This window comes from Rhizobium sp. 01N424 (assembly GCF_056399485.1).
This window is the reverse complement of record NZ_JBFTRK010000004.1, coordinates 112,351-125,703: the sequence shown is the minus strand read 5'-3', so window position 1 is coordinate 125,703 and position 13,353 is coordinate 112,351. Positions and strand designations below refer to the sequence as shown.

The window sequence follows — 13,353 nt, the reverse complement described above, 5'->3', positions numbered from 1 at the left end:
GAGCAATCGCTCATCAGCATTGGAGGGGTTACCATGTCCCAGCTTCTCGACGCCGCTTCCGCAAACGGCCTCTTCGTCGGCCGCATCTGGAACCCTGAGGCCGGTGGCCCGTCGATCGTGACGATCCGCGACGGGCAGCTCATCGATATCACTTCCAAAGACGTGCCGACGCTGAGCGCGCTGCTGGAACTGGCCGATCCTGCAGGTTTCGTCCGCGGGGCGGCCGGGAAGCCTGCCGGGACGCTGGAGGCAATCGCCGCAAACAGCACCGGCGCTCCGGATACGAGCAAGCCCTATCTGCTGGCGCCCGCCGATCTCCAGGCGATCAAGGCCTGCGGTGTCACCTTCGCCCAGTCGATGATCGAGCGCGTCATCGAGGAGAAGGCGGCAGGCAATCCTGACCGCGCCGCTTCGATCCGCGATCGCGTTGGCGCGCTGATCGGCGGCAGCCTTGCGAATATCAAGGCGGGCTCGCCCGAGGCCGCCAAGGTCAAGCAGGCGCTGATCGACGAAGGCATGTGGTCACAATATCTCGAAGTCGGCATTGGCCCCGATGCCGAGGTGTTCACCAAGGCACCGGTTCTGTCGTCGGTCGGCTGGGGCGCCGATGTTGGTTTGCACCCGATCTCCACCTGGAACAATCCGGAGCCCGAAATCGTCCTGGCGGTCAACAGCCGCGCCGAGATTAAAGGCGCGACACTCGGCAACGACGTCAACCTGCGCGATGTCGAGGGCCGCTCGGCGCTGCTGCTCGGCAAGGCGAAGGACAATAACGCATCCTGCTCGATCGGCCCTTTCATCCGCCTGTTCGACGGCAGTTACACGCTCGACGACACACGCAAGGCCGAGCTTGACCTCAAGGTAACAGGCGAGGACGGCTTCGTTCTGCACGGCAAGAGCTCAATGTCGAAGATCAGCCGCGATCCGACTGATCTCGTCAAGCAGACTTGCGGCGCACACCACCAGTATCCCGATGGCTTCATGCTGTTTCTCGGTACCCTCTTTGCCCCGACCCAGGACCGCGACGCCAAGAACCAGGGCTTCACCCACAAGCTCGGCGATGTCGTGGAGATCTCTTCGGCCGGGCTCGGAACGCTTAGCAACACCGTGCGCCTGTCGACGCAATGCCCGCCCTGGACATTCGGCATCTCGGCCCTCTTCAAAAGTCTCGCAAGGCGCGGCTTGTTGTGAGCGGCAATTGTGCTTGGCGCCGCAATCGGGTTAGAAGAGCAGCATGAACGACAACGTCATCAAGTTTAAGAAACCGAACAAGCCGAAGCCGCCGCGCCAGATCAATCCGGCGCTGCGCAAGCTCATCGTGGTCCTGACCATCCTGGTGCTTTTTGCGGCCGCCTGGGGCTATTTCAACTTCTTCGGCGGCCAGCCCGCGCCGTAAGGATGCGGACGCGGTTCCGCCGTTTCCTCACCAGTTGAAGGTCAGCTTGCCCATCACCGTCCGGCCATCGCCATAGGTGCAGCCGAACGAGCTGCAGCTGGCGATATATTCATTGTCAGCCAGATTTCGAACGTTAAGTGAGGCGGTGACGCCTTCCTTCTTGTAGGTCAGTGCCGCGTCGAAGAGTGTGACTGCGTCGAGGTCGTAGGTGTGCAGGGCCGCGGGCGTACCATAGCTTGCGTATCCATAGCGCTGGCCTACATAGCGAACACCCGCGCCGATGCCGACGCCTTCAAGCGGGGAGCCTTCTGCAAAGCTGTAATCCATCCAGAGACTGGCGGCATGTTCCGGGACACCGTCCAGCGGAAGGCGGTTCGTCAGCATTCCGGGGGCAATCGTGTCGGTATCCGTATAGGTGTAGGCCGCTCTGAGATTGAGGCCATCCGCCAAACTCGTCACTCCTTCGAGCTCGACGCCTTTGGCATGAACTTCGCCGATCTGACTGGTAACGCCGCCAACTGTCTGCAGGACATTTTGCTGACGCAGATCGTAGACCGCCGCAGAGAAAAATCCGTCCCAGCCTTCGGGCTGATACTTCACACCGATTTCGACCTGCTTGCCTTCCGTGGGACGGACATCGGAAAAGGTTGCCGTGGGCGCAACCGGCTCAAACGAAGTGCTGTAGCTGACATATGGCGCAATACCATTGTCGAAGACATAGCCCAGCCCGACACGTCCCGTCAGCTTTTGGTCATCGCGATCGAGAGATCTGACCACCGGCGTTGCAGGCAGGAAATTCGTCGTGGTGCCATCCGTACTTGCCCAATCCTGCCTCACGCCAAATGTCGCCCGCCAATTGTTGTAGGCCATCTCGTCCTGAACATAGATACCGACTTGACTGAGGTCCGTGTCCACCAGCGTGTCCGTCGTACGGGACAGCAGGCTGATCGGTCCACCATAAGTGGGATTCAGGATATCGAGCGGCGTTGCCCGGAAGAACCGGGTGCGCGCATTGTTGCTGAAGTAGCGATAGTCCAAGCCGATCAGAAGCTTGTGCTCCAGATCACCGGTCTCGAACTCTCCCAGCAGACTATTGTCCACATTGAAGGTGTCGAGCAGTTCGTCCTGGAAAGTCGCATTGCGCAGGATTGAGTGACCATCGGCGCCGACACCCGGACCATAGGCTACGTTCGCGACGGTCGTTGACATCCCCAGCGCCTGATAATCCCAATCGAAATTCGAGTAGCGGACATTCTGGCGGAAGGTCCAGGCGTCGTTCAATTTGTGCTCCAACTCGTAGCCGAGATTGGTCAGCGTCCGGTTGGAATGGTCGAAGCTCTTGTCGCCGACATAGAAGTCCGGGCTGAGCGTATTGGCAAACAGCGCAGGCACGCCCGACGGCGTGCTCGGATTGTCGTGCTGCACGCTGGTCAGGATCGTCAGCTTGGTGTCTTCATTGGGCTGCCAGGTGACGGCAGGAGCGATGAAATAACGGTCGTTGTCGAGCTGATCGACCTGGGTGCTCGCGGTTCTTGCCAAGCCAGTTACACGGTAGGCGAAATCCGACCCGTCGCTGACCGGGCCGCCGGCATCGAAATAGGTGCCATAGGTATCGTAGCTGCCAATCTGCAGCCCCACCTCGCCGAAGCGGTCGAAGGTCGGCCGCTTGCTGATCAGGTTGATGATGCCGCCCGGATTGCCCTGGCCGAACATCACGGAGGCCGGGCCGCGCAGCACTTCGATACGCTCGAGCTGGTAGGGATCGATCGCCGGCGCGCCTGCCGTCCGCATCAGTCTCAGGCCGTTCAGATATTGCGACTGACGGCCATCGAACCCACGCATGCGCGGCGCATCGAAGCGCGGATCGGACCCGCCCGGCTGGCTGACGACACCGGGCGTGTAATCGAGGGCCTGGCCGACGGTTTCGGCATCCTGCGCCTTCAGCTGATCGGCGGTGATGACGGAGATGGACTGCTGGGTTTCGAGAATCGGCGTTCCGGTCTTGGTCGCCGTCGAACTCGTCCTGGCAACGAAACCCTTCAACGGCGCCTTCGGGTCCTGCTTCGCCTGGCCCTGCACGGTGATTGGCGTGAGCTCGGTCACGGTCTGCGTATCCTGCGCGACCGCGGCTGCCGGAAGAAGCGCTGCCCCGCAAACGGTGGACAGCAGGACAAGCGATAGATTCTTCACGCGCACGGCAACCTCATGGAGACGAGGACGGGACGACCCGTCTAAAACTTGACAATTTCAGTCACGTTACTAGACGCTTTCGTTTTTTTGATCCAATAAGGCAACGAGCGTTTTTCATAAGCGCTGGTTATGAAAACAGGTGGCAATTGGCGAATAGCTCCGCGCTCGAGCTCAGGCATCTCCGATATTTCGTTGCGCTTGCCGAAGAGCAGAATTTCGAACGTGCGGCGGCCCGGTTAGGCATCGCCCAGCCCGGCCTCAGCCAGCAGATCATCAAGCTCGAAGCCCTGCTCGGCGTAGCCCTGCTCGATCGCAGCCGCCGCTCGGTGCGGCTGACGCGGCCGGGACTTGAGCTCGCCGAACAGGGCCGCCGCGTCCTCGGCCAGGCGGAGAACGCCATCGACGCCGTTCACCGCGCTGCGCGCGGCGATCTGGAGCGGGTCTCGGTTGGCTATGTCGCCTCGGCTGCCTATTCCGGCGTGCTCGGCGATGCGCTTTCGAAGTTCAAGGCCGCGAGCCCCGGTGTCGAATTCCAGCTGATCGAGATCGAGATGCGCCAGCAACTCGAAAAGATCGCCGACAAGACGCTCGATCTTGGTTTTATCCGGCCGCCGATCTCGCTTCCGCCGGGTTTGGCAGCCGAAGTCGCCGTGCGCGAAGATTTCGTCGTGGCCCTGCCTGCCGGCCATCGACACGCGAGTGCCGCATCCGTTTCGCTGAAATCACTCTCCCCGGAAGTGTTCATCACGCCGCGCCAACCCGCCGATACCGGCTTTCACCGCAACACGATCGCCGCCTGCCGCGAAGCCGGTTTCGAGCCTCATATCAACAGCTCCGGCCGGGATTTCATAACGATCGCCAGCATGGTCGTGCTCGGCGTCGGCGTTGCGCTGGTGCCGCGCTCGTTCCAATGCGTCCAGCTTCCGGGCATTACCTACACCAGGCTGAAAGGATGCTCGGTGACATCGGATCTGGCGATCGCCTACCGCAAGGTCGAGCCATCGCCGGTCATCAAGGGCTTCATCGCCCATTTCAAGAAAAACTTGGCACGCGATCAGGACGGTCTTCGCGATGGCGGTGCCGACGAGAGCTTCTGAGCCGAGCGGTCTATGACACCACGTTGCGGATGAACTTCACGATCCCGGTCTGCCGGTTCGCGTAGGAATAGTCCTGGGCCGAGCTGTAAATCGCAAAAGTCCCGGCCGGGTAGTCCTTCTCGGCGCCGCCGACGGTAAGGGTCAGCACGCCTTCGGTGACGAAGATCATTTCGTGCCAGCCCTGCGGGTCCGGTTCCGCGTCATAGCGCTCGCCGCCTTCAAGCGACCAGAGCCACATCTGTGTCTCGTGGGCCGCAGGCGCGGTGCCGAGCAGCACGCCGGCGCTTGCCGGGCCGCTTCCGCGCCAAGTCACCTCGTTGATATCGGCAGAGGAGCTGCGGTCGGGATCACGCACCAGATCGACAAACCCGACGCCCATCGCAGCCGCCAGCTTGTCGAGACTTGAGAGGCTGATATTCGCATCACCGGCTTCGACGGCGACGATCATCCGCCTGCTGATCCCCGATGCTTCAGCCAGTGCCACCTGGCTCATGCCGGAGGCCTGACGATGCCTGCGAAGATTGCCGGAAACATGCGCTAGGACATCGCGACGCACTTGACTGTGCAGTATATTGCTCATAGGCTCCTTTTACTCTTGATGGGCAGACTATTCAACAGCGATTTCAGCCGTGCGTGGGGCACCTACGCGGGAGCGGATGTTTGCGCGCAGCCGTCTGCCCCGCATTTAAAGGCGAGGTCATTCATGTCGCAACAGCCAATCGTTCTCCACGAAGCCGATATCACCGCTCTTCTTCCGAAAGTGGACGTCCGCTCGGTGCTGGAGCGCATGTTCCGCTCGCTGGCAGATGGCGATGCCGTTCAGCCGCCGCAGACGCTGAGCCTGTTTCCGCGCGATGCCGGCGACTTCATCACCTATCTCGGCGTGCTCTCGGGCGAGAAGGTCTTCGGCGCCAAGCTTTCCCCCTACATCCCCGGCGACGGCAAGGCGCTGGTCACGGCCTGGACGCTGCTGATGTCGATGGAAACGGGCACGCCGGTACTGCTCTGCGATTCCAAGAAGCTGACCACCGAGCGCACCGCTGCGACATCTGTCATCGCTGCCGATGCCCTGGCGCCTTCAGATGCGTCATTGCTCACCATCGTCGGCTCCGGCCCGGTGGCGCTTGCCCATTTGCGCTATGCGGAAACGATCCGCGCCTGGAAAGAGGTGCGCATCGCGTCGCCGAACGTCGCCAGCCGCAAGGACATTCCTGCGACGATCGCCAGTGGCGTTGCGGTCAGCCAATACGCCGATGCCAATGCCGCCGTTGCGGGCGCCGACGTGGTGCTGCTTTGCACTTCCTCGGGCAAGCCCGTCATCGACGTCAAGTCGCTGTCGAAATCGGCCGTCGTCACCTCGATCAGCACCAATGCCGCCAATGCCCACGAGGTCGATCCCGCGGCCCTGCAGGGCTTCGACGTCTATTGCGACTACCGCGCGACGACACCGGCATCAGCAGGCGAAATGAAGCTGGCCGCCGCCGCCGGACAATGGAGCGCTGACGCGCTTTGCGGCGACCTGCCCGAACTGCTGGCCGGAAAAGCCAAGGCTCCCAGCCGCGAACGCCCGGCCTTCTTCCGCTCGATCGGCCTCGGCCTCGAAGACGTCGCAGCCGCCGTCGCCCTGCTCGCCGCCGCCCGCGCCTAAGACACAAGCAATAGCCAGGAGAATGACATGAAGATCCGCAATTTCGGCGTCGAGATTTGGATGAACAAATACGAGAACGTCTGCGAGCTGAACCTCGCCGAGACCTGCGTTGAATCGCTGACCGTCGGCGAATTGCTCGACATGGCAGGCAAGACCGATATCGCTGCCGAATTGCTGCCCCTGAAGCTCACCTATGGCGAGATCGAAGGCAGCGTGCGGCTGCGCAATCTGGTTGCAGGTCTCTACCAGCGCCAGAAGCTCGAAAATACCGTGATCACCCACGGCGCCATCGGCGCCAACGCACTCGTTCACCTGACCCTCGTCGAAAAGGGCGACCGCGTCATCTCCGTTCTGCCGACCTATCAGCAGCACTATTCGATCCCCGAGAGCATCGGCGCCGACATCCAGATCCTGAAGCTGACAGAGAAGACCGGCTTCCTGCCCGATCTCGAAGAGCTGAAGAAGCTGGCGACGCCGGGCACCAAGCTGATCGCCATCAACAACCCGAACAACCCGACCGGTTCGCTGATGGACCGCGCCTATCTCGAAAAGATCGTCGAGATCGCCCGTGCCTGCGGCGCCTGGATCCTTTGCGACGAAGTCTATCGCGGCACGGATCAGGAAGGCGCAGACGGCATGACCGCCTCGATTGCCGATCTCTACGAAAAGGGCATCAGCACCGGCAGCATGTCGAAGACCTATTCGCTGGCCGGATTGCGTCTCGGCTGGATTGCCGGCCCGGAAGATTTGATACATGCGGTTTCCGTTCATCGCGATTACAACACGATCAGCGTCGGCCGCCTCGACGACCACTTTGCGGCGATCGCGCTCGAAAATCGCGACAAGATCCTGAAGCGCAGCCATCAGATCACCCGCAGCGGCCTCTCCATCCTTTCGGACTGGGTCGATGCCGAGCCGCTCATTTCCTGGATCAAGCCGAAATCCGGCACCACGGCCCTGCTGAAATACGATTTGCCGATCTCCTCCGAGGACTTCTGCCTTCGCCTTCTCGAGCAGAAGGGCGTGATGCTGACGCCGGGCAGCGCCATGGACATGGAGGGCTATCTGCGCATCGGCTACACCAATGGCGAAGCGGTGCTCCACGAAGGCCTGAAGCGCATTTCGCAGTTCCTGAAGGAGGCCGCCGTTTCGGCCGCCTGATCTCTTCGAAAACCCAAGAATTCCAGCCGCCCGGTTGCGGGCGGCGGATCGAGTCCGTTTCCAAACAAAAGGGGAATTTCCATGAAACGACTTTTGACAGTGCTCTCGCTTTCGCTTCTCGCGGGCACCGCCTTTGCCGACGAGCTTCGCATCGGCACCAGCGCCGATTACCCGCCGTGGGAATCGGTCGATGCCAGCGGCAACATCATCGGCTTCGACAAGGATGTCGGCGACGAGATCTGCAAGCGCATCGCCGCCACCTGCAACTGGCAGAACCAGGCCTATGACGGCCTGCTGCCGGGTCTTCAGGTCGGCAAGTTCGACCTCGTCATCTCCGGCGTGTCGATCAACGACGAACGCTCGCAGAAGGTCGATTTCTCGGCCGCCTATGCCGACGCTCCGAACGCGATCGTCACCGCGCCGGGCAGCGATGCAGCCTCGGCCAAGTCTGCCGCCGATCTCACCAAGGCCCTCGCCAAGGCTTCGATCGGCGTTCAGTCCGGCTCGACCCACGAGCAGGTGATCCGCGCCCATTTCCCGGATGCCGACGTACGGGTCTACGACCGTCCCGACCAAGTTGCCGACGACCTCGTCGCTGGCCGCATCGATGCCGGCCTGATGGAGCGTTCCGCCTGGGAGCCGCTCATCAAGGATCGCGGCGCCGACAAGCTCGCCTATGCAGGTCCGCTGCTGACCAGCGCCGACTTTGCCGAATTCGGCAAGGGCCAGGGCGTTGCCATGGGCAAGGGCAAGGCCGAGCTGAAGACCAAGGTCGACGGCGCCGTCGAAGCGATGCTGAAGGACGGTACGGTCAAGACCATTTCCGAGAAGTGGTTCGGCTACGACGCCTCCAAGAAATAATGGCATGCGGGAGGCGGCATGCCCGCCTCCCCTTCCAGGAGAGACCATGCGCATTTCACCCGACATCCTGGCGGCAGCCAGGAACGATCTGTCCGCCCTGGTGGCCATTCCATCCGTCAGCGCCCGTGGCGAAGGCATGGAGGCCTGCGCGGACGAGGTCGAGCGCCTTCTTGCCGAAGCCGGTTTCAGCACAGGGCAGCACAAAGGCGATGTCGGCCCGTTCGTCGTCGGCGAGATCGGCGATGGACCATTCACGCTTGTCATCTACAATCACTACGACGTGCAGCCGGAAGACCCGGTCGCCCTCTGGACTGATCCGCCCTTCGTGCTCACCGAGCGCAGCGGCCGCCTCTACGGCCGGGGATCGGCCGACGACAAGGGCGAGTTCATCAGCCGCATAGCCGGTTGGAATCTTTTCCGCCAAGCCCATCCCGGCGCCCTGCCGTTCAAGCTGATCTGGATCGTCGAAGGTGAAGAGGAGATCGGCAGCCCGTCGCTGACCCGCTTCCTCGACAGCCGCTTCCCGGACACCAGGGCCGACCTCTGCTGGTGGGAATTCGGCGAGGTCGACAAATCAGGCCGCCCGATCATTCTCATGGGCTTCAAGGGCATCCTCGCGGTCGAGCTCGAATGCCGCACGGCGCGGGCCGACCTGCATTCGAGCCTTGGCGCCATTTTCGACAATCCGCTCTGGCGCCTTGCGGCTGCCATTGCCTCGCTGCGAGACGCTTCAGGCCGCATCCTGATCGACGGCTTTTATGACGGCGTCGTCGCGCCGGATGTCCGCAGCCGCGCGCTTGCCGCGACCCCGCCCTTCCCGCTCGAAAGCCTGCAGGCCGAAACCGGCGGACAGCGCCTGCTCGATGGCGTCGATGCTGAGACATTCTACGAGCACCTGAATTTCGAACCCTGCCTGAACGTCAACGGCTTCCATGGCGGCTATGACGGCGAAGGGGCAAAGACCGTTCTGCCCTGCACCGGAATGGCCAAGCTCGACTTCCGGCTGGCACCGGGCCAGCACCCGGTAGAGATCGCCGCATTGCTGCGCCGTCACCTGGACGTGAAGGGATTTGACGACGTCGAGATGAAAATCCTCGATGCCGAGGTTCTCGGCGTCAGAAGCGACCCGTCGCATCCCGCCGTCGATCTCGGGGCGGCGCTGCTGGAAAAATGGTTCGGGCGGCCAGCGGTGATCCAGCCGAGTTCGGCCGCCTCGGGGCTTGCGCATCCTTTCGTCCATAAATTCGGCGCTACCCTGTTCGGCGCCGGGCTGACGCATCACGGCGCGATGCTGCACTCTCCGGACGAGAATATCCTGATCTCGCATTTCGAGAACATGATCGGCTTTTCCGCCGAGTTTTTCGCGGCCCTTTGCGAGAGCGCAGTGACCCGGGAGGCTGCCGCAGATGCTTGATGCCCTCGTCCAATATCACGGACAGCTTCTGCAGGGGCTGTTGACCACCCTGATCGTTGGCGTCGCCAGCTTCGTCGCGGGCTTCGTCATCGCCGCAGCCCTTGCGCCGCTCGCCGTCTATGGCAGTCCGCTGACGCGCAAGATCATCATGGGCTATGTCGGGCTGATCCGCGGCCTGCCGGAACTGCTCGTCATCTTCCTAGTCTTCTATGGCGGCACGGTGCTGCTGACCAAGATGATCGGCCGCTATGTCGAAGTCGATGCGTTGACGGCGGGTGTCGTGTCGCTGTCGGTCGTTGCCGCCGCATACCTGACCGAAATCCTGCGCGGCGCTCTGCTCAGCGTCTCGCAGGGACAGTGGGAGGCAGCACTGTCGCTCGGGCTGCGCAAGCCCCGCGCCTTCCTTCTCGTCATCCTGCCGCAGATGATGGTGCGCGCCCTTCCCGGCCTTGGAAACCAGTGGCTGGTGATCCTCAAGGAAAGTGCCCTCGTCTCGGTCGTCGGCCTTGAGGAGCTGATGCGCAAATCGGTGGTCGCCGCCGGCGCGACGCATCAACCACTCGCCTTCTATCTGGCCGCTGCCGGCCTCTATGTTGCCATCACCGGCATCTCGTCCCTTCTCCTGAAGGCGTATGAGCTGCGCCTCACGCCGCATATGAGGTGACCATGCTCTCCTTCGATCTGTTTCTTCCGGCGTTTCTGACCGTCAAGGACGGCTTCATCCTCACCGTGTTGATCACCGTGGCGAGCTTCGCGCTCGGCCAGGTTCTGGCCCTGCCGCTGGCTTTGGCGCTGACCTCCTCGCGCCGTTCTCTGCGCGTGCCGGTCTCGACCTATACGTTCCTGATCCGCGGCAGCCCGCTGCTGGTCCAGCTGTTCATCGTCTATTACGGCCTCGGCCAGATCGATCTGATCCGCCACAGCTTCCTGTGGCCGGTGCTGCGCAGCCCCATCTATTGCGCCATCTTCGCGATCGGCATGAATTCGGCAGCCTATTCCGCCGAGCTGCTCGCCGGTGCGATCCGCCAGCTCCCGGCGGGTCAATGGGAAGCCGGGCGGGCGCTCGGGCTGCATCGTGTGGTGCTGCTGTTGAAAATCATCCTGCCGCAGGCCTACCGTGCCATCCTTCCGGCGATTGCTAACGAACTGGTGCTGGTCATGAAGGGCTCGACGCTCGCCAGCGCCGTGACCGTCATGGAAATGACCGGTGCTGCCCGCGTCTTCGTCGCCCGCACCTACGCGCCTTTCGAAACCTTCCTGATCGCCGGTACGCTCTATCTGTTGATGGGTGCGGTCTTCGGCCGGATCTTCCGCTTCATCGAAATGCGCGTGGCGATCCCCGGGCGGTAACTGCCTCGGCTGGTAATAGCCCCGGCCGCTAGCGTCAGGTATTTCGCCTGATGCCCTGCAGCAAATCGAGCACGGAGTTTGCGGCATCGAGCACATTCGTGCCGGGCCCGAAGACGGCGGCGACGCCGTGGTCGGTGAGGAACTGATAGTCCTGGCGCGGAATGACCCCGCCGCAGACGACGATGACGTCGCCACCACCCCTGGCCTTCAGCGCCTCGACCAGCTGCGGCAGCAGCGTCTTGTGACCGGCCGCCAGCGACGAGACGCCGATGACGTTGACCTTCTCGCCGATCGCCATACCGGCCGCCTCGTCGGGCGTCTGGAACAGCGGCCCGGCCAGCACGTCGAAGCCGACATCGCCGAAGGCCGAAGAGATGACTTTCGCACCGCGATCATGGCCGTCCTGGCCGAGCTTGGCGACCATGATCTTCGGCTTGCGCCCCAGGCTCTCCGTCACATCCGCCATGCGGCCCTTCAGCACGGCAAGCTCCGGCTGATCGCGATAGGCCTCGCCATAGACGTCCCTGATCACCTCGGGTACCGCCGCATGATCGCCGAAGGACGCGCGCATCGCATCGGAGATTTCGCCGACGGTGGCGCGCGCCCGCGCGGCCTCGACTGCGGCGGCAAGCAGGTTTCCCTCTCCGCTGCGGGCGATGTCTGCAAGGGATTTCAGCGTTTCGGCAACCTTGACGCCGTCGCGGCGGCGGCGGGTATCCTCGATGCGCTTGACCTGCGCGGTCCGCACAGCCGCATTGTCGATCGCCAGGATGTCGAGCTCTTCCTCGGTCTCAAGCCGGTACTTGTTGACGCCGACGATCACTTCGTCGCCCTTGTCGACAGCGGCCTGACGGCGCGTTGCCGCTTCCTCGATCAGGCGCTTCGGCAGGCCCTCGTTGACGGCCCTGGTCATGCCGCCCAGCGCCTCGACTTCCTCGATCAGTGCCCAGGCCTTGTCGGCGAGTTCCTTGGTCAAGCTCTCGACATAATAGGAACCCGCCAGGGGATCGACGACCTTGGTGACGCCCGTCTCGTGTTGCAGGATCAGCTGCGTGTTGCGGGCGATGCGGGCGGAGAATTCGGTCGGCAGCGCGATCGCCTCGTCGAAGGAATTGGTGTGCAGCGACTGCGTGCCGCCGAGCACCGCCGACATCGCCTCGAAGGCGGTGCGGATGATGTTGTTGTAGGGATCCTGCTCCTGCAGCGAGACACCCGATGTTTGGCAGTGGGTGCGCAGCATCAGCGACGAGGCCTTCTTCGGCTGGAACTCCTCCATGATCTTCGTCCACAGCATGCGGGCGGCGCGCAGCTTTGCCGCCTCCATGAAGAAGTTCATGCCGATGGCGAAGAAGAACGACAGGCGTCCGGCGAACTCATCGACATCGAGACCCTTGGCGATGGCCGCGCGCACATATTCGCGGCCATCGGCCAGCGTGAAGGCAAGCTCCTGCACCAGTGTCGCACCGGCTTCCTGCATGTGATAGCCGGAGATCGAGATCGAGTTGAACTTCGGCATCTCCCGCGCTGTATATTCGATGATGTCGGCAACGATCCGCATCGAGGGTTCGGGCGGATAGATATAGGTGTTGCGGACCATGAACTCCTTGAGGATGTCGTTCTGGATGGTCCCGGACAGAGCCGCCCGCGACACGCCCTGCTCTTCACCGGCGATGATGAAGGAGGCGAGGATCGGGATCACTGCGCCGTTCATCGTCATCGACACCGAGATCTTCTCCAGCGGAATGCCGTCGAACAGGATCTTCATGTCCTCGACGCTGTCGATCGCCACGCCGGCCTTGCCGACATCGCCCTCGACGCGCGGATGATCGCTGTCATAGCCGCGATGCGTTGCGAGATCGAAGGCGACGGAGACGCCCTGCTGACCGGCGGCGAGCGCCTTGCGGTAGAAGGCATTGGAGGCTTCGGCGGTCGAGAAGCCGGCATATTGGCGGATCGTCCAGGGGCGTCCGGCATACATCGTTGCCCGCGGTCCGCGGGTGAAGGGAACAAAGCCCGGAATGCTGTCCAGATGCGTGGTGCGCGCGAGATCCTCGGCCGTATAGAGCGGCTTGACGTCGATCCCTTCGGGCGTGTGCCAGGTCAGCACATCCGGAGAAGCCTTCAGCTCCTTCTCGGCCAGCCCCTGCCAATCGGCCACGGTCTTCTTCGTCATATCGTCCTCCGGCATGTCATTGCGCGGCACGCTATCACCAGGAATGCATGCGGCGCGATAGGG

At 62.6% G+C, this 13,353-nt stretch carries 12 protein-coding genes; 9 read left to right on the top strand and 3 right to left on the bottom strand.

Annotated elements, in window-relative coordinates:
• Window positions 1–33: 33 nt before the first annotated feature.
• Window positions 34–1,191, top strand: coding sequence for a fumarylacetoacetate hydrolase family protein (locus tag AC1DNK_RS13375; RefSeq protein WP_477941551.1), 1,158 nt, complete (start codon window positions 34–36; stop codon window positions 1,189–1,191).
• A 43-nt stretch (window positions 1,192–1,234) separates the two neighbouring features.
• The gene (locus AC1DNK_RS13370) at window positions 1,235–1,396 is read left to right on the top strand and encodes a hypothetical protein (protein ID WP_410704644.1); all 162 of its coding nucleotides are present in this window, start codon (window positions 1,235–1,237) and stop codon (window positions 1,394–1,396) included.
• Between the two features lie 27 nt (window positions 1,397–1,423).
• Here AC1DNK_RS13370 and AC1DNK_RS13365 read toward each other — a convergent pair whose 3' ends face one another.
• Window positions 1,424–3,592: a TonB-dependent siderophore receptor gene (locus AC1DNK_RS13365; RefSeq protein WP_477941550.1), complete on the bottom strand. Its 2,169-nt coding sequence runs from the start codon at window positions 3,590–3,592 to the stop codon at window positions 1,424–1,426.
• A gap of 140 nt (window positions 3,593–3,732) precedes the next feature.
• On the opposite strand from AC1DNK_RS13365, the gene AC1DNK_RS13360 reads away from it, so the two are divergent.
• Window positions 3,733–4,683 carry a LysR substrate-binding domain-containing protein gene (locus tag AC1DNK_RS13360; protein WP_477941548.1) on the top strand — a complete coding sequence of 317 codons (951 nt, stop codon included), beginning with the start codon at window positions 3,733–3,735 and terminating at the stop codon, window positions 4,681–4,683.
• A gap of 10 nt (window positions 4,684–4,693) precedes the next feature.
• On the opposite strand, the gene AC1DNK_RS13355 is transcribed toward AC1DNK_RS13360, so the two are convergent.
• Window positions 4,694–5,263 carry a helix-turn-helix domain-containing protein gene (locus AC1DNK_RS13355; RefSeq protein WP_477941546.1) on the bottom strand — a complete coding sequence of 190 codons (570 nt, stop codon included), beginning with the start codon at window positions 5,261–5,263 and terminating at the stop codon, window positions 4,694–4,696.
• 123 nt (window positions 5,264–5,386) lie between these two features.
• On the opposite strand from AC1DNK_RS13355, the gene AC1DNK_RS13350 reads away from it, so the two are divergent.
• The 6 genes from AC1DNK_RS13350 (at window position 5,387) to AC1DNK_RS13325 (ending at window position 11,117) form a co-directional block, all read left to right on the top strand.
• The gene (locus tag AC1DNK_RS13350; RefSeq protein WP_477941545.1) at window positions 5,387–6,331 is read left to right on the top strand and encodes an ornithine cyclodeaminase family protein; all 945 of its coding nucleotides are present in this window, start codon (window positions 5,387–5,389) and stop codon (window positions 6,329–6,331) included.
• Between the two features lie 27 nt (window positions 6,332–6,358).
• A complete protein-coding gene (locus AC1DNK_RS13345) occupies window positions 6,359–7,492 on the top strand; it encodes an aminotransferase (RefSeq protein ID WP_477941544.1) in 1,134 nt (377 codons plus the stop codon).
• An 81-nt stretch (window positions 7,493–7,573) separates the two neighbouring features.
• Complete coding sequence (locus AC1DNK_RS13340) at window positions 7,574–8,353, top strand: transporter substrate-binding domain-containing protein (protein WP_112388718.1); 780 nt, start codon at window positions 7,574–7,576, stop codon at window positions 8,351–8,353.
• A gap of 46 nt (window positions 8,354–8,399) precedes the next feature.
• A complete protein-coding gene (locus AC1DNK_RS13335) occupies window positions 8,400–9,767 on the top strand; it encodes a M20/M25/M40 family metallo-hydrolase (protein WP_477941542.1) in 1,368 nt (455 codons plus the stop codon).
• Entirely contained in the window at window positions 9,760–10,431 is a 672-nt protein-coding gene (locus AC1DNK_RS13330; RefSeq protein WP_112388720.1) for an ABC transporter permease subunit, read from the top strand. Before AC1DNK_RS13335 ends, AC1DNK_RS13330 begins: the two co-directional genes overlap by 8 nt.
• Window positions 10,432–10,433: 2 nt before the next feature.
• A complete protein-coding gene (locus AC1DNK_RS13325) occupies window positions 10,434–11,117 on the top strand; it encodes an ABC transporter permease (RefSeq protein ID WP_477941540.1) in 684 nt (227 codons plus the stop codon).
• A 34-nt stretch (window positions 11,118–11,151) separates the two neighbouring features.
• Here the strand turns inward: AC1DNK_RS13325 and scpA are convergent, their stop codons facing one another.
• Window positions 11,152–13,290, bottom strand: a complete 2,139-nt coding sequence (scpA, locus tag AC1DNK_RS13320) for a methylmalonyl-CoA mutase (RefSeq protein WP_477941539.1) — start codon at window positions 13,288–13,290, stop codon at window positions 11,152–11,154.
• Between the last annotated feature and the right edge of the window lie 63 nt (window positions 13,291–13,353).

Bases quoted from the DNA above. Each gene is read 5' to 3' on its own strand.
- AC1DNK_RS13370 (WP_410704644.1), top strand. From the start codon at position 1,235: ATGAACGACAACGTCATCAAGTTTAAGAAACCGAACAAGCCGAAGCCG.
- scpA (WP_477941539.1), bottom strand. From the start codon at position 13,290: ATGACGAAGAAGACCGTGGCCGATTGGCAGGGGCTGGCCGAGAAGGAG.
- AC1DNK_RS13345 (WP_477941544.1), top strand. From the start codon at position 6,359: ATGAAGATCCGCAATTTCGGCGTCGAGATTTGGATGAACAAATACGAG.
- AC1DNK_RS13330 (WP_112388720.1), top strand. From the start codon at position 9,760: ATGCTTGATGCCCTCGTCCAATATCACGGACAGCTTCTGCAGGGGCTG.
- AC1DNK_RS13350 (WP_477941545.1), top strand. From the start codon at position 5,387: ATGTCGCAACAGCCAATCGTTCTCCACGAAGCCGATATCACCGCTCTT.
- AC1DNK_RS13340 (WP_112388718.1), top strand. From the start codon at position 7,574: ATGAAACGACTTTTGACAGTGCTCTCGCTTTCGCTTCTCGCGGGCACC.
- AC1DNK_RS13375 (WP_477941551.1), top strand. From the start codon at position 34: ATGTCCCAGCTTCTCGACGCCGCTTCCGCAAACGGCCTCTTCGTCGGC.
- AC1DNK_RS13355 (WP_477941546.1), bottom strand. From the start codon at position 5,263: ATGAGCAATATACTGCACAGTCAAGTGCGTCGCGATGTCCTAGCGCAT.
- AC1DNK_RS13335 (WP_477941542.1), top strand. From the start codon at position 8,400: ATGCGCATTTCACCCGACATCCTGGCGGCAGCCAGGAACGATCTGTCC.
- AC1DNK_RS13325 (WP_477941540.1), top strand. From the start codon at position 10,434: ATGCTCTCCTTCGATCTGTTTCTTCCGGCGTTTCTGACCGTCAAGGAC.